Origin of the sequence: Nocardioides hwasunensis, assembly GCF_014779665.1 — a bacterium.
GTDB lineage: Bacteria > Actinomycetota > Actinomycetes > Propionibacteriales > Nocardioidaceae > Nocardioides > Nocardioides hwasunensis.
This window is the reverse complement of sequence record NZ_JACXYY010000002.1, coordinates 561238-578960: the sequence shown is the minus strand read 5'-3', so window position 1 is coordinate 578960 and position 17723 is coordinate 561238. Positions and strand designations below refer to the sequence as shown.

Annotated in this window: 18 protein-coding genes and 2 pseudogenes; 6 read left to right on the top strand and 14 right to left on the bottom strand. The window is 71.3% G+C overall.

Annotated features, from left to right (window positions below; all coding sequences use genetic code 11):
• Window positions 1–6: 6 nt before the first annotated feature.
• From IEZ25_RS06785 to IEZ25_RS06740, 10 genes are all read right to left on the bottom strand, one after another.
• Complete coding sequence (locus IEZ25_RS06785) at window positions 7–1248, bottom strand: winged helix-turn-helix domain-containing protein (protein WP_318152084.1); 1242 nt, start codon at window positions 1246–1248, stop codon at window positions 7–9.
• A gap of 36 nt (window positions 1249–1284) precedes the next feature.
• Complete coding sequence (locus IEZ25_RS06780; RefSeq protein ID WP_318152083.1) at window positions 1285–1959, bottom strand: response regulator transcription factor; 675 nt, start codon at window positions 1957–1959, stop codon at window positions 1285–1287.
• A 59-nt stretch (window positions 1960–2018) separates the two neighbouring features.
• Window positions 2019–2633 (bottom strand): ribosome hibernation-promoting factor, HPF/YfiA family, encoded by a 615-nt coding sequence (gene hpf, locus IEZ25_RS06775; protein ID WP_191198623.1) that lies wholly within the window; start codon window positions 2631–2633, stop codon window positions 2019–2021.
• 414 nt (window positions 2634–3047) lie between these two features.
• Window positions 3048–3752 (bottom strand): ComF family protein, encoded by a 705-nt coding sequence (locus tag IEZ25_RS06770; protein WP_318152082.1) that lies wholly within the window; start codon window positions 3750–3752, stop codon window positions 3048–3050.
• A 58-nt stretch (window positions 3753–3810) separates the two neighbouring features.
• Window positions 3811–5568: an LpqB family beta-propeller domain-containing protein gene (locus IEZ25_RS06765; RefSeq protein ID WP_191198622.1), complete on the bottom strand. Its 1758-nt coding sequence runs from the start codon at window positions 5566–5568 to the stop codon at window positions 3811–3813.
• Window positions 5565–7229 carry an MtrAB system histidine kinase MtrB gene (gene mtrB / locus IEZ25_RS06760; protein WP_191198621.1) on the bottom strand — a complete coding sequence of 555 codons (1665 nt, stop codon included), beginning with the start codon at window positions 7227–7229 and terminating at the stop codon, window positions 5565–5567. Before mtrB ends, IEZ25_RS06765 begins: the two co-directional genes overlap by 4 nt.
• Before the next feature lie 35 nt (window positions 7230–7264).
• Complete coding sequence (mtrA, locus tag IEZ25_RS06755; RefSeq protein ID WP_191198620.1) at window positions 7265–7966, bottom strand: MtrAB system response regulator MtrA; 702 nt, start codon at window positions 7964–7966, stop codon at window positions 7265–7267.
• 37 nt (window positions 7967–8003) lie between these two features.
• The gene (gene ahcY, locus IEZ25_RS06750) at window positions 8004–9446 is read right to left on the bottom strand and encodes an adenosylhomocysteinase (protein ID WP_191198619.1); all 1443 of its coding nucleotides are present in this window, start codon (window positions 9444–9446) and stop codon (window positions 8004–8006) included.
• A gap of 96 nt (window positions 9447–9542) precedes the next feature.
• The gene (locus tag IEZ25_RS06745; protein WP_191198618.1) at window positions 9543–10613 is read right to left on the bottom strand and encodes a DUF808 domain-containing protein; all 1071 of its coding nucleotides are present in this window, start codon (window positions 10611–10613) and stop codon (window positions 9543–9545) included.
• A gap of 70 nt (window positions 10614–10683) precedes the next feature.
• Entirely contained in the window at window positions 10684–11274 is a 591-nt protein-coding gene (locus tag IEZ25_RS06740) for a GNAT family N-acetyltransferase (RefSeq protein ID WP_191198617.1), read from the bottom strand.
• A gap of 365 nt (window positions 11275–11639) precedes the next feature.
• Here IEZ25_RS06740 and IEZ25_RS06735 point away from each other — a divergent pair, with 365 nt between their 5' ends.
• The 6 genes and pseudogenes from IEZ25_RS06735 to IEZ25_RS06720 form a co-directional block, all read left to right on the top strand.
• Window positions 11640–13040 carry an HNH endonuclease signature motif containing protein gene (locus IEZ25_RS06735; protein ID WP_191198616.1) on the top strand — a complete coding sequence of 467 codons (1401 nt, stop codon included), beginning with the start codon at window positions 11640–11642 and terminating at the stop codon, window positions 13038–13040.
• Between the two features lie 187 nt (window positions 13041–13227).
• Window positions 13228–13374 (top strand): hypothetical protein, encoded by a 147-nt coding sequence (locus IEZ25_RS06730; RefSeq protein ID WP_191198615.1) that lies wholly within the window; start codon window positions 13228–13230, stop codon window positions 13372–13374.
• Window positions 13371–14000, top strand: a pseudogene (gene uppS, locus IEZ25_RS22445) (polyprenyl diphosphate synthase); the annotation flags it as partial. The gene IEZ25_RS06730 and the pseudogene uppS, both read left to right, overlap by 4 nt.
• A gap of 160 nt (window positions 14001–14160) precedes the next feature.
• Entirely contained in the window at window positions 14161–14502 is a 342-nt protein-coding gene (locus IEZ25_RS21320; protein ID WP_397183338.1) for an HIT family protein, read from the top strand.
• 29 nt (window positions 14503–14531) lie between these two features.
• Window positions 14532–14903 carry a nuclear transport factor 2 family protein gene (locus IEZ25_RS21315; RefSeq protein ID WP_224748646.1) on the top strand — a complete coding sequence of 124 codons (372 nt, stop codon included), beginning with the start codon at window positions 14532–14534 and terminating at the stop codon, window positions 14901–14903.
• A 112-nt stretch (window positions 14904–15015) separates the two neighbouring features.
• Window positions 15016–15300, top strand: a pseudogene (locus tag IEZ25_RS06720) (GNAT family N-acetyltransferase); the annotation flags it as partial.
• 72 nt (window positions 15301–15372) lie between these two features.
• Here the strand turns inward: IEZ25_RS06720 and IEZ25_RS06715 are convergent.
• From IEZ25_RS06715 to IEZ25_RS06700, 4 genes are all read right to left on the bottom strand, one after another.
• Complete coding sequence (locus IEZ25_RS06715) at window positions 15373–15972, bottom strand: hypothetical protein (protein ID WP_191198613.1); 600 nt, start codon at window positions 15970–15972, stop codon at window positions 15373–15375.
• Between the two features lie 93 nt (window positions 15973–16065).
• Window positions 16066–17094: an SIS domain-containing protein gene (locus IEZ25_RS06710; protein ID WP_191198612.1), complete on the bottom strand. Its 1029-nt coding sequence runs from the start codon at window positions 17092–17094 to the stop codon at window positions 16066–16068.
• Between the two features lie 20 nt (window positions 17095–17114).
• On the bottom strand, window positions 17115–17291 hold the full coding sequence (locus IEZ25_RS06705) for a Trm112 family protein (RefSeq protein ID WP_191198611.1): 177 nt from the start codon (window positions 17289–17291) through the stop codon (window positions 17115–17117).
• Window positions 17292–17312: 21 nt separating this feature from the next.
• The gene (locus IEZ25_RS06700) at window positions 17313–17675 is read right to left on the bottom strand and encodes a DUF3499 domain-containing protein (protein ID WP_191198610.1); all 363 of its coding nucleotides are present in this window, start codon (window positions 17673–17675) and stop codon (window positions 17313–17315) included.
• Window positions 17676–17723: the final 48 nt, after the last annotated feature.

The following is a 17723-nucleotide window of genomic DNA, read 5'->3' as shown; positions in this document are numbered from 1 at the left end:
CTCTACCTACCGCTCCAACGCCTCACCCAATGCCTGCAACAGGTCGCCCGACGCGCCCGACCCGCGGCCGACGACGACGTCGTCGAGGCCCAGCCAGCCGGCGAGCCGGCGGAGCTCGGCGGCGAGCTCCTCGACGGTCTCCGGCGGGGCGCCCGGCTCCACGAAGGCACCCGGCACGAGCAGGGCGCGGGCGGCCCGGTCGGCCTTGAGGTCGACGCGGCCCACGAGCCGGTCGCCGAGCAGGAACGGCAGCACGTAGTAGCCGTGGAGCCGCTGCTCCCTCGGCACGTAGATCTCGATGCGGTAGAAGAAGTCGAAGAGGGCCTCGGCGCGGGCGCGCTGCCACACCACCGGGTCGAACGGGCTCAGGAGTGCCCGGGCCCCCACCCGTCTCGGCAGCCGGGCGTCGCGGTGGAGGTAGGCCTGCGGCTTCCACCCCTGGACCCGCACGGGGACCAGCTCACCGTCCTCGACGAGCTGGTCGATCGCCACCTTCGTGCTCGCCTTGCCCGGGGCCGGCTGGAGCCGCAGCCGGTAGTAGTCGGCCAGGCAGGCACCGGACGCGACCCCGTGCGAGCGGGCGGCTCGACGTACGAGCTCGGTCACCGCCTCCTGGGGCGTGGGCGTCGGCGCGTCGAGCACCGCGGCCGGCAGGACCCGCTCGGTCAGGTCGTAGACCACCTCGAACTGGCTGGTGCGGCCGGCGACGGCCACGTCGCCGACGAGGAAGAGGTAGTCGAGGACCTTGCGGGCCTCCGACCAGTTCCAGCCCCAGTGCTCCCTGCTGCGCGGCCCGGTGCTGAACTCCTCCTCCAGGTCACGCGCGGTGACCGGGCCGCGGTCGCGGACGGCGGCCAGCACCCGGGGCTCGAGGCCGGGATCGGTGGCCGCGAAGCCCCACTTGCCACGCTCGGCGCGGTACTTCTCCATCCGGTGCCGCATGAGCGGCCACAGCTCGACCGGCATCAGGGCCTGGACGTGTGCCCAGTACTCCACGAGCCGGCGGGGCCGTCGCGCCGTCCCGCTCTGCGCCCGACGCAGCAGGTCGACGTCGTAGGGGCCCATCCGCGAGTAGAGCGGCATGTAGTGGGCGCGCTGGAGGACGTTGACCGAGTCGACCTGGAGCACGCCGGTGCGCTGCACCGTGCGCTCGAGCGTCCGCATCGACGGCGCGGAGTGGGCGCGATCAGTGAAGCCCTGGGCGCCCAGCGCGATGCGACGGGCCTGGAGCTTGGTCAGCTGGTCCACGTGGGGAAGCCAACCGGAACGGACCGACATCGCCCGTCAGGGCAGGTCCAGCAGCTTCTCGCGCATGGCGTACATGACGGCCTCCATGCGGGAGTGGAGCTGGAGCTTCTCCAAGATGTTGCGCACGTGGTTCTTCACCGTGTTCTCGGAGATGAAGAGCTCCTTGGCCACCTCACGGTTGTTGAGGCCCTTGGCGACCAGGCGCAGCACCTCGAGCTCGCGGTCGGTCAGCCGCAGCGCCGGGCCCTGCTCGCGCTCGGGCTTCGACATCTGCTTGAACTCGTCGATGAGCTTGACCGCCATCGACGGGCTGATCAGCGACTGTCCCTCGTTGACCACGCGGACCGCCTGCGCGACCTCCTCGATCGAGGAGTCCTTGAGGAGGTAGCCCGCGGCGCCGTTCTTGACCGACTCGTAGAGGTCGGCCTCCTCGTCGGAGACCGTCAGCATGATGATCTTGGCCGACGGCACGGCCTCCTTGATCGCGCGGCAGGCCTCCACGCCGGTGCGCCGCGGCATGCGGACGTCGAGCAGGATCACGTCCGGGGCGGTCTTCACGGCGAGGTCGGTCGCGGTGACGCCGTCGGCGGCCTCGCCGACGACCTCGATGTCGGAGTCCCCGCCGAGCAGCATGATCAGCCCTCGCCGGAAGAGCTCCTGGTCGTCGACCACCAGCACGCGGACGGGTTCGCTGCCTGTTGACTCGGTCACGCGCGCATCATTGCACGCGCGCGGGACCGAGTCGTCAGGAAGCATCCGGCGGCGACGTCTCAGTCGACGTCGAGCGAGATCACGCCGTAGTCGTAGCCCCGACGGCGGTAGACCACGGCCGGGCGGTCGACCTCCTTGTCGACGAAGAGGTAGAAGTCGTGGCCGACCAGCTCCATCTCGTAGAGCGCCTGGTCGAGGGTCATCGGGGCGGCCTTGTGCGACTTCTCGCGCACCACGAGCGGACCGTCACCGGTCACCGTGATGGGCCCGACCTTGCGCTCGACCACACCGTCCTCGTCCGCGGCCGCGTCGTCCACCGTGGGCATCCCGGCGAGGGCCTCCCCCACCGACACGCGCTCGTTGCGTCCCTTGTGGACGCGACGACGGTCGGCCGCGCGGCGCATCTGCGACTGCATCTTGTCGAGCGCCAGGTCGAGCGCACCCATCTTGTCCTCGGCGGCCGCCTCCGCGCGGATCACCGGGCCCTTGGAGAACGCCGTGAGCTCGACCTTGGTCGCACGGTCGTGCTGGCGAGGGTTCTTCTCGAGCTCCACCTCCACCTGGACCCGCATGATGCGGTGGTCGTGCTTCTCCAGACGGGTGAGCTTCTCCGAGACATGTTCGCGGAATCGATCGGACACCTCGCAGTGCCGTCCCGTGACCACAACCTCCATGTGAACCTCCTCAACTAGCGAGCGGACCGCACCCTTCCATGGGCCGCGGCACCGTGCGCCGGGGCAGGGTGGGATGGAGTCCGCCCGGCCGACCTGGTCTTCGACCCCACAATCGCCTGCTGAAGCGTTCGCAACTTCTCCGTCACTACTGGCCTTCTCCCGGCGTCCGACGCATCTGACGTCGGGGCCGAGGCAGGACTTACTTCTAAGCCGCACCGTGATCGTCCGACGGGCCCCTCGTCCGGGGACGCGGTGCTCGTGGACTTACGTGGACCGTTTCGCCTGCGACTGGCATCGGCTTGCCTCGGGCGGGACCTGCGCTCGCGCGCAGCCCTCTCCGTGACGCAACCACGGACCCGGGCGGACTCCATGAAGAGACGCTAGCCCCTCGGGAGCCGCGGGCCAACCGCAGGGTCATCCCTCGGGCGCGCGCCGCCGCGTGGCGGCCACCGCGGCGATCGCCACCGGCCGGAGACCGACCGACTCGAGCGCCCTCTGGGCCTCGCGCGCCGTCGCCCCGGTCGTCATCACGTCGTCGCAGACGACGACGTGGGCCCGCGGCCACCGGCGGGCGACCCGGGTCAGCGCGGACGTCGGGCACCGCATCGAGTGGTCGACGTTGGCGGCCCGGCCGCGGGCGTCCAGGCCGGCCTGGTCGGCGGCCCCCCGCGAGACCAGGAGAGGCGCCACCGCGATCGCGCAGCTCCCACCCGCGCGGTCGCGGAGCAGCCCGGCGGCGGTCCGGACGATCGCCGCGGTGGCCTCGTAGCCGCGCTGTCGGCCCGCTCCCGGACGCGACGGCACGGGCACGAGGAGCAGCGGCGTCACCGGGTCGGCGTACTCCGTCGCGGCACGCACCGCCTCGGCGAGGAGCCCACCCAGCACGCGACGATGACCCCACTGGCCGCGATCCTTGTGGCCCACGACGAGCTCCTTGACGACCCCGTCGTAGGACTCGGTGGCCCACGGTGTCACCAGCCCGTGCGGGACCGGGGTGGGCCACGCCTGCACGGCGGTCCGGGCGAGCGAGGTCCGGCAGGCGACGCACAGCATCCGGCCCGGGTGCCCGCACCCGACGCAGCGGCTGCCGAGGAACAGGTCGAGGGCCTCGTCGAGCACCCGTCCATGCCAGCAGCACGCGGCGTACGCCGACAAGCCCGGCGCCGCCGCCTGTGGATCACCCCACGTAGGTGAGCGAGGTGAGCCCCTCGGGCAGGTCGGGCACCACCCGCTCGGGACGGGTCAGGTTCGTCACCTCACGTCCGGTGAGGGCGTAGGTGTCGGAGACGCGGCTGTCCACCGGGCTCGCGACCAGCGCCCTGCTCGTGCCACGGATGCGGGTGGCGCCGGCGGTGGCGATCTCACCCGGCGCACCGTCGACCGACGTCGTGCGCACCTCCGACGAGCCGTCCGAGATGTCCCGGAGCACCGAGACCGCCGTCGGCGAGCGCCAGCCGATGTCACGGATCCGACCGGTGCCCTCGATGGCCAGCGGCAGTCTCCGGAAGGAGGTGAAGCCGATGACCTGCCCGTCGACGGCGTGCCGGATCCGTCCGGCGACCACGCGGTCGGCCCGCGGCCCCCGCACGACCGCGACCATCCGCGTGCCGTCGCGCGAGACGAGGAGGCGGCTGACCCTGCGTCCGCTCAGACCCGGGACCTCCACCACGCGCGCGGTGTCGTCCTCGACGAGGATGACGCGCGCCGAGCCGGCACCCCGGTCGAGCAGCCACACCCGGCCGCGGTAGTCCCACCGCGGCGGAGCCAGGTCGACCGCACCGACGACGGGCTGGAGGACCTCGCCGTCCGGCGCCTCCGTCGACGCGACGTACGCCCCCGTGCCGTCGCCGGTGACCGCGGCGACCCGGGACCCGTCGATGCTCACCCCGATCGAGCGCACGTCGTAGCCGTCCTCGCCCAGCGGACCCACGGTGGGCCCGAGCGCGCCGAGCGTCCCGGTGACCACGCGCCCGTCGTCGAGGGCGAAGAGGTCGGTGTCGGACCGCACGCCGTTGGGGTCGTAGTCGGCTCCGACGCCGAGGTTGACCTGCGTCGAGCCACCCTGGTAGCTGATCAGCCGGTCGCCGATCGTGAGCTCGACGGCCTTGACGTCCGGGTCCTGCCGCAGCGTCCACGCCAGCTGGACGAGCATCCGGTTGCCGATCTCGGTGTCGATCGCGTCCGGGTCTCCGGACAGCGACACCTGCGCGATGCCCGACTGCACCGGCATCAGCCCCTGCGTGGTGCCGGGTGGGAAGAAGGTGCGGACCACGTCCTGGTCGTCGGTCGGGACCGGGGCCAGCAGGCCACGCACCAGCGAGGAGGCGAACTGGTCGCCCCGCGGCACGTGGACCGGCTCCGGCACGAGCACCTCGGAGGTCGGGTCGAAGTAGTAGAGCGAGACGCGTTGGTACCAGTCGTCGAACCACGAGGCAGGGACGATCAGCGCGTCCGGCACCTCGTCGATGCGCCACTCGCCGTCCTGCTGGACGAGGCCGAGGTCGAGCTCGACGCGGCCCTCGGTGCCCTCCCAGGCGCCGCGGGAGTCGTAGCGGTTCACGTCGTTCAGCGGGACCTGCACCGACATCTGCCCCACCGCGCTGCCGAGCTCGGCGTAGGTGAGGATCTGCTGCTCCGGCGCCCAGCCGTCGGCCGCCTCGCGGGTGAGGAACTGGCGCGCGACCGTGGTGCGGATCGGCGTGGCCTTCATCGCCTCGAGGAATCCGGTGACGATCTCGTCGGGGGTCTCGCCCACCTGCGGCGGCCGCGGGTTGAAGAAGATGCCCGGCGCCGGAGTGCCGGCGCCGGAGCTGACCGGGGGCTCGACCACCGGACCGGACGTCGGCATCTGCACGCAGCCGGCGAGCAGTGCGCACGCCAGCACGCCCACGGCGACGCGCAGGACGGAGCCGAAGAAGGTGGTCGGGTGGTTCATGCGGACTCCCTCGCGTCGGTCGGCACGAGCGGGAGCGGCGAGTGTCGCAGCTGAACGCCGAGGTGGCGCGGCAGGGTGAGCCGGAACTGGGCGCCCTGCCCGGGGTGACCCCAGGCCTGGAGCCAGCCGCCGTGGAGGTGGGTGTCCTCCAGCGAGATCGACAGGCCCAGGCCGGTGCCGCCGCTGGTGCGGGCCCGGGCGGGATCGGCTCGCCAGAACCTGTTGAACACCATCGCCGACTCCCCCGGCTCGAGCCCCACTCCGTGGTCGCGCACCGCGATGGCCGACGACTGGAGGTCGGTGCCGAGGTAGATCTCCACGTCGTGGCTCTCGGCGTGGTCGATGGCGTTGGTGACCAGGTTGCGCACGATCCGCTCGACCCGGCGCACGTCCGCCTCGGCCACGCACCGCGTGCCCGGCTCGTGCAGGACGACGCGGGTGCCGCGCTGCTCGGCGAGCACCGAGGTCATGTCGACGACGCGGCGGGCGACGTCGACCAGGTCGACGTCCTCGGCCTCGAGGACGGCGGCGCCGGCGTCGAACCGGCTGATCTCGAGCAGGTCCGCGAGCAGCGTCTCGAAGCGGTCGAGCTCCTTCTGGAGCAGCTCGGCGGCCCGACCGGTGACCGGGTCGAGGAAGGGCCTGGCGTCGTGGATCACGTCGCTGGCCATCCGCACGGTCGTGATCGGCGTACGCAGCTCGTGGGAGACGTCGGAGACGAACCGGCGCTGGAGCCGGCTGAGCTCCTCGAGCTGGCGGATCTGCTTCTGGAGGTTGGACGCCATCTGGTTGAACGACATCGCCAGGCGGGCGAGGTCGTCCTCGCCGCGGACGCGCAGCCGCTCCTGCAGGTGACCGGCCGCGAGCCGCTCGGCGACCCGGCGGGCCATCCGGATCGGGGTCACGACCTGCCGCGTGACCAGCCAGGTGAGCAGCGCGACCAGCACGAGCAGGGGCACACCGGCGATCAGCATCGCCCGGGAGACCAGGGCGAGGGTCTCCTGCTGCTCGGCGAGGGGATAGAGGTAGTAGAGGGTGTAGGTGTTGTCGTCGGCCGGCAGTCGCACCTGGCTGCCGACCACGATGCCGGGGCCCTCGGGCAGGCCGGCGATCGGTCGCGTGGTGCGGATGTCGGTGTAGGTCCAGGCCGTGGGCGACACCGAGTCGAAGCGCGCCTCGAGGGACTCCGGGACGCTGGAGAGGTCGAGCCCCTCGGTGAACTTGGCACCACCGTCGGCGAGTCGCGCGCCCTCGTCGATCGGCGGGGAGAGCACGACGGCGAAGCCCCGGGTGGCGCCACGCGCCTGGATCGGCTGCACCAGCGCCTCCTGCTGGCCCGACTCGTCCATGTCGAGGCCCGAGGTGGACGCGAGCGCCGCGCGGGCCGACTCGGTCTCGGCCTCGGCCTCCTGCACGACCGCCTCGACCCGGTGCTCGAGCAGGCCGTCGCGCGTCTGCTGGATGAGGAACCAGCCCACCACGCCGACGACGAGCGCGGAGAGGACCAGCGTGCTCAGCACGACTCGCACCTGGAGCGAGCGGCGCCAGAAGGCCGGGCCGTGACGCAGCACGGCGGGCAGCCGCTCCAGCTGGCGACGTACGCGTCCGGGACCGCCGGTGGGAACCGGTGCCGGGGTGGTCGCGCCCGGAGGCGGGGTCATGGCGGCGTCATGGCGAGGTCACGGTCGGGCCTGCGTCACGCGGACTTGCCGGCCTTGTAGCCCACTCCGCGCACCGTCACGACGACCTCGGGGTTCTCCGGGTCGTGCTCGACCTTGGAGCGCAGCCTCTGGACGTGCACGTTGACGAGGCGGGTGTCGGCGCTGTGCCGGTAGCCCCACACCTGCTCCAGCAGCACCTCGCGGGTGAAGACCTGCCACGGCTTGCGGGCCAGGCACACCAGCAGGTCGAACTCGAGCGGCGTGAGGTTGATCGGCGTGCCCTCGCGCGTGACGGAGTGGCCAGCGACGTCGATGGTGACGTCACCGATGGTGAGGCCCTCGTCGGGCGCGACGTCGTTGCGGCGCACGCGCGCCCGGACCCGCGCGACGAGCTCCTTGGGCTTGAAGGGCTTGACGATGTAGTCGTCGGCCCCCGACTCCAGGCCGACGACGACGTCGACGGTGTCGCCCTTCGCGGTGAGCATCACGATGGGCACGCCGGACTCGGCGCGGATCTCCTTGCAGACGTCGATGCCGTCCTTGCCGGGCAGCATCAGGTCGAGGAGGACCAGGTCGGGCTTGTAGTCGCGGAACGCGTCGAGGGCCACGTCGCCGCGGCCGACGATGCGGCTGTCGAACCCCTCCTGGCGGAGGACGATGGAGAGCATCTCCGCCAGGGAGGCGTCGTCGTCGACGACGAGCACGCTGCCACGTGCCGGTTCGGGCAGGTCAGTCATGAGACCAGTCTATGGCTGGCCCCACGCCGGGTACTGCTCAGTAGCGGTAGTGGTCGGACTTGTACGGGCCCTCGACCGGGACACCGAGGTAGCCGGCCTGCTCCTTGGTGAGCTCGGTGAGCTCCACGCCCAGGGCGTCGAGGTGCAGGCGGGCGACCTCCTCGTCGAGGTGCTTGGGCAGCACGTGCACGCCCAGCTCGTAGTCGTCGGCCTTGGCGAACAGCTCGATCTGGGCCAGCACCTGGTTGGTGAAGGAGTTCGACATCACGAACGACGGGTGGCCGGTGGCGTTGCCCAGGTTGAGCAGGCGGCCCTCGGACAGCACGATGACCTTCTTGGCCGGCTTGTCGTCCTCGGCCGGGAAGATCCACTGGTGGACCTGCGGCTTGATCTCGTCCTTGACGATGCCCGGGATCTTCGCGAGACCGGCCATGTTGATCTCGTTGTCGAAGTGACCGATGTTGCCGACGATCGCCTGGTGCTTCATCTTGTGGAAGTGCTCGACCGTGATGATGTCGAAGTTGCCGGTCGTGGTGATGAAGATGTCGGCGGTCTCGACGACGGACTCGAGGCGCTTGACCTCGTAGCCGTCCATGGCGGCCTGCAGCGCGCAGATCGGGTCGATCTCGGTGACGATGACGCGGGCACCCTGGCCGCGCAGGGACTCGGCGGAGCCCTTGCCGACGTCGCCGTAGCCGCACACGACCGCGACCTTGCCACCGATCATCACGTCGGTGGCGCGGTTGATGCCGTCGACCAGCGAGTGCCGGCAGCCGTACTTGTTGTCGAACTTCGACTTGGTGACCGAGTCGTTGACGTTGATCGCCGGGAAGAGGAGCGTGCCCTCCTTGAAGCGCTCGTAGAGGCGGAGCACACCGGTGGTGGTCTCCTCCGAGACGCCCTTGACGAGCGGAGCGCGCTTGGTCCAGCGCTGCGGGTCGGACTCGAGCGAGCGGGCCAGGACGCGCAGCACCTCCTTGAACTCCTCGTTGTCGGTGGAGTCCTGCGACGGGACCGCGCCCGCCTTCTCGAACTCGACGCCGAGGTGCAGCAGCATGGTGATGTCGCCGCCGTCGTCGAGCAGCATGTTGGGCCCGCCGTCGGCGAAGTCGAAGACCTTCTCGGCCTCGTCCCAGTACTCGGCGAGGCTCTCGCCCTTCCAGGCGAAGACCGGCACGCCCTGCGGGTCCTCGGCGGTGCCCTCGGGACCGACGACGACCGCGGCGGCTGCGTGGTCCTGGGTCGAGAAGATGTTGCAGGTGGCCCAGCGGATGTCCGCGCCGAGAGCCGCGAGGGTCTCGATCAGCACGGCGGTCTGGATCGTCATGTGCAGCGAGCCGGCGATGCGGGCGCCCGCGAGGGGCTGCTCCTTGCCGTAGCGCTCGCGCATGGCCATCAGGCCCGGCATCTCGTGCTCGGCGAGCTCGATCTCCTTGCGGCCGTACGCCGCGAGGCTGAGGTCAGCGACCTTGAAGTCCATCTGTTGTCTCCTGGAAGTCGAGGAGGTGCGTCTGCGCCGCACATCTGTGCATCGTCGGGATCTCCCGCGCGGACGAGATAGAGAGTAGGACTGCGCTCAGCGATTCGGGGAATCGTCGGCGGCGCCCACACCGGGCTCCGTCACGTGCTCGCCGGCGTGCTCGTCACCACCGTGGCCGCCGATGCCGACGGCCCGCAGGACGACCAGCACGAGCGCGCCGACCACGAGCCCGACGATCGCCGAGACCACGGTGTTGAGCAGCCATCCGGCCAGGCCGCCGATCGCTCCGCCGACGGCGTCGTGGACCGCCACCTCCCAGTGGTGCACGAGGTCGTAGGGAGCGTGGAGGACGTCGCCGATGCCGGTGCCCTCGAGCAGTCCGTCATGACCGCCGATCTCGTAGAGGCTGACCAGGAAGATGTGGCCGCCGACCCACAGCATGGCGAGCGTGCCGATCGCGGCGATCGCGGCCAGGAGCTTCGGCATGCCGGCGACCAGCGCGAGGCCGACTCGCTGCGAGGCCTTCGACGACTTGCCCGCGAGGTGGAGGCCGACGTCGTCCATCTTCACGATGAGCGCGACGACCCCGTAGACGAGCACGGTGATGACGATCGCCACCACGGCGAGCACGATCGCCCGCATCCAGATGCTGGCGTCGGCGTCGGAGCTGACGACCTCCTTCAGCGCGATCACCATGATCTCGGCACTGAGGATGAAGTCGGTGCGCACCGCCTGCGCGATGGTCCGCTCCTCGTGCTCGGGGGTGAACTCGCCCTGCGTGGCGACCTGCTGGTCGGCCTCGGTCGCGTGCCCGGCGTACTTCTCGTGCACCTTGTGCGCGCCCTCGTAGGCCAAGAACCCGCCGCCGAAGATGAGGATGACCGGGAGCAGGCCCGGGAGGAACTGCCCGAGCAGCACCGCCGCGGGCAGGATGAACACGAGCTTGTTGCGCAGCGATCCGGTGGCGATCTTGCGGATGATCGGCAGCTCGCGCTCCGCGGCCGAGCCGTGGAGGTACTGCGGGGTCACCGCGGTGTCGTCGACGACCACGCCTGCGGCCTTGACGCTCGCGCGGCCCGCGGCCGCACCCACGTCGTCGACGCTGGCGGCGGCGATGCGCGCGAGGGCGGCGACGTCGTCGAGGAGGGCGAAGAGTCCGCCGGCCATGGTCGTCCTTCGGGTCGTGGGGCACGGGTCGCGCCCGCGTCGCCTCGCAGCCTATCGGCGCCGGGCCGGTTCAGTCGCTCCCGACCTCGAGTCGCATCACCCACCGCCACGTGGCGATCTGTCGGTCACGCACGAAGCCGAGGTCCTCGTAGAGGGTCTCGGGACCGGTGTGGAGGTAGGCCCCGCGCTGCGGCTTCCGGTCGACCACCTGCTCGGGGTAGGCCTCGACCACTCCCCCTCCGTGGCGGGCGATCTGGTGGAGGGCGGCTGTCACCGCGGCGCGCGCGACCCCCTTCTCCCGGTGCCGGCTCCCGGTGAAGATGCACCCGATCCGCCACTGCGGCAGCTCGTCGAGCTCCTTCTCGTAGGCCTTCAGGTTCTTGATGTGGGGCAGCTCGTCGGGCGTGCCGAACTGGCACCACCCCACGCACGTGTCGCCGTCGTAGACCAGCACCTGGTGGACCGTGCCGCGGTCGGCGTGGGCCCGCTTGGCCGTGCGGTGGTCCTCCGCCGTGCCGCCGAGCCCCTCGGGGTGGAAGCCGATGCACCAGCACCCGCCCCACACCCCGTTGTTGGCCTCCACCAGCGCGGCGAAGTCGTCCCACGTCTCCGGGCTCAGCAGCCGGGTGGTGTACGCCGGCGCGGCGGGCGGTGCGGCCATGGGCCGACAGTAGCCTCGGGCGATGACATCGGCCGCCGCGACCGCGACCGCGACGCTCCCCACCGTCCACCGTCCACCGTCCACCGCTCCTGCGGCGACGCACGCCCGAGCGTCGATGCGCCGCAGCTGGTCTCGACGGGGCGCTCGTAGGTCAGGAGCTCGGCGTCGGGCAACCGCTATGCCCCGCCGGTCGAGCAGGTCGCAGACCCCCTCCCGCCGGTTGAGCAGGTCGCACACCCCCGCCCGCCGGTTGAGCAGGTCGCGCAGCGACCGTGTCGAAACCAAAGGCACCGCCGTCGACATCAGTCCCCACAGATCCGATTCCGCGATGGCCGTTGTCGGTGGTCGCCGGTACAATCGAACAAATGATCGACCCACCGGCAGGCGCACCCGAGGCAGAGGCAGACGACCTCTCCGCCTCCGCGCTGCTCGCCTCGATCCGCGCGGCCCGCGAGGCTGAGAACGCCGCCGCAGCAGAGCAGCTCGACCTCGCCGCCCGGTGGGCCGACCTCCACCCACCCGAGTCCATCCACTCCGCCGCCGCGTTCACGGTGCCGGGGTGTGAGCACGAGGAACCCATCGCCGGTCCCGGCTGCCCGCTCGTGGCGGAGTTCTGTATCGCGGAGCTCGGCACCGTCCTCGGCATCTCCACGACGGCGGCGAAGAACCTCATCGGACACGCCCTCGAGCTCCGCCACCGTCTCCCCCGCCTCTGGGCACAAGTCCGCGCCGGCGCAGTGCCTGCCTGGCGGGCACGGTCGGTCGCCGAAGCCACCATCCACACCAGCCCTGCCCTGACTGTCGAGGCAGCCGGGTGGGTCGACGTCCAGGTCGCCGCTGTTGCTGCACGTGTCGGTCCCGCGCAGCTCGATCGGCTTGTCGCCGAGGCCATCACCCGCTTCGATCTGGGGGCACCTGATCCCGCTGCTGATCCCGAGGACGGCTACCTGCATGTCGACCCGCGCCATGTGAGCGTGCACGGCCAGGACGTCCATTTCGCTGGCACCGTCCGCATCGAGGCCGAGGTCGACCTCGCCGACAGCATCGACATCGACAACGCCCTCGCGCATGGTGCGAAGGCGCGCAAGGCGATGGGATCGACGGAGTCGCTCGACGTCCGACGCGCGAAAGCACTCGGCGACCTCGCCCGCATCCAGACCGCCCTCGACCTCTTCCACCACGGCACCGGACCAGGCGAGACCCGCGACGCCGACGACCACGACGGACTTCCCTCCGCGCGGCAGGTCATCCTGTACGCCCACTTCGACGCTGCCGTGTCCGGCGACACCACCGTGTTCGGTCCGACCGGCCGCATGGAACACGCCCGCTGCCTCGCCCTCCTCGACCAGATTCAGGCCTGGTGCGCCGACTCCCGCACCGAGGTGACCGTCACGCCCGTCATCGACCTCCACCAGCAGCTCGCCACCCCGGCGTACGAGGTCCCGGACCGGATCCGCGAACACGTCACCCTGCGCGACCGCACGTGCGTGTTCCCCTGGTGCAGCAGACCAGCCCGAGCCTGCGACGTCGACCACATCATCCCCTTCGACCACGACGCAGACACCGACGCCAGACCCCAGACCGGACCCACCGAGACCGGCAACCTCGCCGCCCTCTGCCGGACCCACCACCGACTCAAGACACACACCGGTTGGCGCTACCGCATGCTCGACCCCGGTGTCTTCGAGTGGACCAGCCCCCACGAGCATCGCTACCGACGCGACCACACAGGGACCACTGCGCTCGACCCACCCGTCCGACCATGACCCCGCCCCACACCCCACCCGTCACCACGAGGGTGGGGATCCAGGCATGTTCACGAGCGGATGGTCGTGCCGTGTCTATCGGACCGGGCATCCATGCACGTAGTCGACCAGGTGATTCCGGATGCTCCGTTCGCCGTGACCCGCGAGCTCCTCGACGAGCACGCCACCACGACCGTCGCGCACGGCGATGACCGGAACACCCGAAGGTGCGCGGTCCCTCCACAGAGCCGCGTGGGTCGAGGGCGACTACGTCTCCGTGCCTAGAGTCACGAGCATCTCCATCACCGAGATCATCCAGCGCGTGCTGGACGCAGAGTCCAGCGGTGACCTGTGAGTTGCCAGCTCGGAGAGGATGACCACGTGACCGCGACCCACACACGCCGATCGACTGTCCCCCAGCACCTCGGCGTCGTCATGGATGGCAACAGGCGCTGGGCACGGAAGGCTGGCCTGGCGAGCGCAAGCGAGGGCCACCGGCGCGGGGCCGACCACCTGGAGGAGCTCCTCGGCTGGTGCGAGGCGCGAGGCATCCAGCATCTGACGGCGTACGTGCTGTCGGCGGCCAACATCCGCAAGCGCTCGGAGGCGGAGGTCGGCTTCCTGTTCGAGCTCGTCGCCGAAGTGCTTCCGCGGATCGTGGACGGCTCCGGACACTGGGCGCTGCACGTCAGCGGTGACACCGAGCTGCTCAGCCCGACCGCAGCCGCCGCGCTGGCGACAGCGGAGCGGGTGACGGCCGGTCGACCTGCACACGTCACGCTCGCGATCGGCTACGACGGCCGGGAGGACATCGTGTCCGGCATCCGCGGGGCGATCCTCGCTGGCGCACTCGACGCGGGCGACGGGCTCGACCCGAATGCGATCACCGCGCACCTCCCGGGCGGTCCGTCGAAGGACATCGACCTCGTCGTCCGGACGAGCGGCGAGCAACGGCTCTCGGGCTTCTTCCCGTGGCAGACCGCGCACGCCCGAGGTGTACGTCAGCCCTCGACTCTGGCCCGACTTCTCCGAGAACGACCTCGACCTCGCACTGGAGCACTACGCCGAGGCTCGCGAACGGGCCATGGCGTGACGACCGGCTACTCCGGCAACGACTTCTACTGCGACCTGCGACCTAGCCATTCCCCGAAAGGTCGAGATCGACGTCGTCCACGAGGACGAGCGAGTGCTGGCCCACCACCACACGCGACCGTTCTGGCAGACGCACGTCGTCGTGGTGCCGAAGCGTCACCTCGCCTCGTTCACCACCGTGACCCAGGCGGACGAGGCCGACGTACGCGCCCTGCTAGCCGTCGTCCAACGCATCGCGCGGGAGGTCGAGGAACAGCACGGCGCGGCAGCCGTGCTCACCAACCTCGGCCGCTACCAGGACTCCAAGCACCTCCACGTCCACGTGCACTCGGGCCCCACTCTCCAGGCGTCGGTCGACACCCGTCGGACCGTCGAAGAACCGCGCGCCTGATGTCGGCGCGTCGCGCCACACTGGCCCTCATGGACACCGCCACCCTGCTCACCCGCCTCGCCGAGACCATCGACGCCCACGACTGGGACGGCCTGCCCGCGCTGCTGCACGACGACTTCACCTGCCGGCTCGTGCACACCGGCGAGGAGCTCGACCGCGAGCAATGGGTCCGGTTCAACGCCGACTACCCGGGTTTCGAGCGCATGCTGGTCGAGGACCTCGTCGCGGACGGCGATCGGGCGGTGCTCCGCGCCCGGGTGGTCGGCCGGGGAGCCGACGGTCAGGAGCTGCACTTCGCGGTCGCCAGCTTCGCCACCGCGCAGGACGGATCGATCCTCGACCTGACCGAGGTCTGGGCCGACATCGGCCAGGAGGCCCCGGAGGGCACGCGACCGGCCTGACTCGGGTGCTCCCCGACCCGACCGAGCGCCTGCGCTTCCGTGCGATGACGACGTCCGACCTCGATGTCACGGCGGTGCTGTCAGCACCCGACCCCGTCCGGGTGGACCGGCCGGCGCGTACGCGGGACGACGCGGTCCGCTGGACGACGAGGACACGCCGCACGTCGAGGTCGGCTATCACGTCATGCCGGAGCTGCGCCGCCACGGCTACGCCACCGAAGCAGCCCGTGCCGTACGCGACTGTGCTGCCGACCACGGCGTCGAGCACCTGGTCGCGCTGATCCGTCTCGAGAACACGCCGTCGCAGGGCGTCGCGCGCAACCTCGGGATGACCCTCGAGCGCACGGCGTACGTCCACGGTGCCGACGCCCTGGTGTTCGGCACGCGGCTGCCCTGAACGCGAGGAAGCCCCGACCTGCCTGCAGGTGCAGACAGCCCGGGGCTCCTCACAAGAGCGTCGAGGTGGTGGTCACCTCATCTTCTTGGCCGCCACCTTCGCGAGCTTCTTGACGCTGGACATCGCCACCGGCGCGTCGGCGACGGCAGCCACGGTGCCGACGCGCTTGCCGTTGAGGATCAGGATGCTCGTGGAGTAGCTGGTGACGCCCGCGATGGCCGTCTCCTGCGTGATCGCCAGGGACGCCTGGCCGAGCTTGGGCGCCTTCGTCAGGGTCGCGGTGACCGTGGCGCCCGTGGTGGGCTCGGTGAACGACCCGCACTTCTTGACGTACTTCTTGTAGCTCGCGAAGTAGGTCTTGGCCTGCTTGGCGGACTTCACCTCGGCGACGCCGGCCACGACGATCGACGTGCCGGTGGACGAGACGCCGGTGGTGGTCACCCCGGACTTGGCCTTCTTCGTCGTGGGGGCGCCGCACGTCTTGCCCGGCACCGCGATCTGCTTGGCCTTGTCGGTGCTGAACTGGCCGTCGGCGAGCTCGGGGAACGACTTCACGATGTCGGCCTGGCTCGGGGCGTCCTTCGCGGTCACGGCGGCCTGCGCACCGGGGGCGGACACGAGCAGCAGAGCAGTGGCGAGGGCGCCGGCGAGGGGCAGGGACGTGCGAGTCATGGGTCCTCCTGGGACATGGGGGGTGAACAACCTGATGAGGTTCTACCCCGACACGGCGGATCCCACCCTCACCGGAAACGGGGAGGGCCGCGACTACTCCTCGACGAGCCCCACGCGGAGGTACTCCGCGGCGTAGGTCCCGGTCAGGAGCAGCGAGGCGTAGCGCGCCACCTCGGCGTCGGCGTCGGTGGTCACCGTCTCGACACGTACGCCGTGGCGCGCGGCGGCGGCCTGCAGCATGCCGGTCTGCTCACGCACGACGGGGTCGTCGGCACGGTCGTCGAGCACCAGGAGCAGCGGGCGGAGGTCGGCGGGCTCCTCGGCGAACGGGTCGGCGAAGACGTCGTGGGGCTTGGTGGCCTCGATGACCGGCAGCAGGTGCTCCGCGTCGCCGGCGATCGCCGAGCGGCCGCTCGTGCGCCGCAGCAGCTCGGCCAGCCGACGTGCCGCGCGGGCGGCGAGCACGGACCCGCCCCACACGAGCGGGTTGGTGTCGGCCATCGCGATCGCGAGCATCTTGGCCGGGTTGACCGCCAGGTCGCGGTGCGGCGAGCAGTCGGTGGCCACCGCGTCGAGCGACTCCGCCACCGAGTCGGCGTCCCCGCGCGGACCGAGGTGGACGTGCGCGAGGTAGTCGAGCATCACGACCGCCGTGGCCAGCTGGTCGCCGGTCACCGTCGGCAGCACGGTCACGTAGCGGCCGGCGGCGTGCTCGGCGACGAGCGAGCGCTCGGGGCACGCGACCACCACCTGCGCCCCGCGGCGTACGGCCTCGGCGACGGCGGAGGCCGATCCATGGTCGTTGCCCTCGGGCGCGAGCATCACGACGAGGTCGAGCGAGCCGGCCCAGCCGGGCAGGCCCGGGTTGGGCCAGGCCACGAACGGCACCGGGCACCACGGCTCGAGCACGGCACGCAGCAGCCGGGAGTCGGGACCCGCGGCGATGACGGCGCGGGGTCGCTCACCGTCGCGGCCGGCGGCGATCAGCTGTGCGGTCGCGGTGGCGGCCTCGTGCGCCTCCCGGCGTACGCGCGCACCGCTCTCGGCGAGCGTGCGCAGGCGCAGGTCCACCGTGCTGAGCACGGCGGCGTCGTCGAGCCGGGCCTCGTCGAACCAGGTCACGGTGCCGTCCCCTCCCGGGCTCAGTCGGGCTTGCGGGCCTCGTCGACCAGCAGCACCGGGATGTCGTCGCGGACCGGGTAGGCGTTGCCGCACCCCTGGCAGACCAGCTCGTCGACCCCACTGTCGACCGACGCGACGAGCTCGCCGTGGCAGGCCGGGCAGACGATGATGCTCAGCAGCTGCGGATCGATGTTCACGCCGATGATCCTAGGGGGACGTCAGTCGGTGGGCGTGAGCACCCGCAGGTGCCCCCGCTTGGCGCCCCGGGTGGGGTCGTCCGTGGAGTGCAGCGGCGCGGCCGTGGGAGCCGGGCGGCCCGCCTCGCGGACGGCGTCGGCCAGGGCGAGCAGGTCGTCGCTGCTGGGCCCCTGGGCGTGGGGGTCCGGCGCGAGCCGGAGCACCTCCCAGCCACGCGGAGCCGACAACCGCTCGCTGTGCACGTCGCAGAGGTCGTAGGCGTGCGGCTCGGCGTAGGTCGCCAGCGGGCCCAGGACAGCGGTCTGGTCGGCATAGACATAGGTCAGCGTGTTGACCGCGCCACGGCCACACGCCGTTCGCGAACACCGACGGGCAAGACTCACGACGCCGACGCTACCGGGCAGATGCACGCGCGACGCTTAGGCTCGCGG

Bases quoted from the DNA above. Each gene is read 5' to 3' on its own strand.
- hpf (WP_191198623.1), bottom strand. From the start codon at position 2,633: ATGGAGGTTGTGGTCACGGGACGGCACTGCGAGGTGTCCGATCGATTC.
- IEZ25_RS06765 (WP_191198622.1), bottom strand. From the start codon at position 5,568: ATGAACCACCCGACCACCTTCTTCGGCTCCGTCCTGCGCGTCGCCGTG.
- mtrB (WP_191198621.1), bottom strand. From the start codon at position 7,229: ATGACCCCGCCTCCGGGCGCGACCACCCCGGCACCGGTTCCCACCGGC.
- mtrA (WP_191198620.1), bottom strand. From the start codon at position 7,966: ATGACTGACCTGCCCGAACCGGCACGTGGCAGCGTGCTCGTCGTCGAC.
- ahcY (WP_191198619.1), bottom strand. From the start codon at position 9,446: ATGGACTTCAAGGTCGCTGACCTCAGCCTCGCGGCGTACGGCCGCAAG.
- IEZ25_RS06745 (WP_191198618.1), bottom strand. From the start codon at position 10,613: ATGGCCGGCGGACTCTTCGCCCTCCTCGACGACGTCGCCGCCCTCGCG.
- IEZ25_RS06740 (WP_191198617.1), bottom strand. From the start codon at position 11,274: ATGGCCGCACCGCCCGCCGCGCCGGCGTACACCACCCGGCTGCTGAGC.
- IEZ25_RS06735 (WP_191198616.1), top strand. From the start codon at position 11,640: ATGATCGACCCACCGGCAGGCGCACCCGAGGCAGAGGCAGACGACCTC.
- IEZ25_RS06730 (WP_191198615.1), top strand. From the start codon at position 13,228: ATGACCGGAACACCCGAAGGTGCGCGGTCCCTCCACAGAGCCGCGTGG.
- IEZ25_RS21315 (WP_224748646.1), top strand. From the start codon at position 14,532: ATGGACACCGCCACCCTGCTCACCCGCCTCGCCGAGACCATCGACGCC.
- IEZ25_RS06715 (WP_191198613.1), bottom strand. From the start codon at position 15,972: ATGACTCGCACGTCCCTGCCCCTCGCCGGCGCCCTCGCCACTGCTCTG.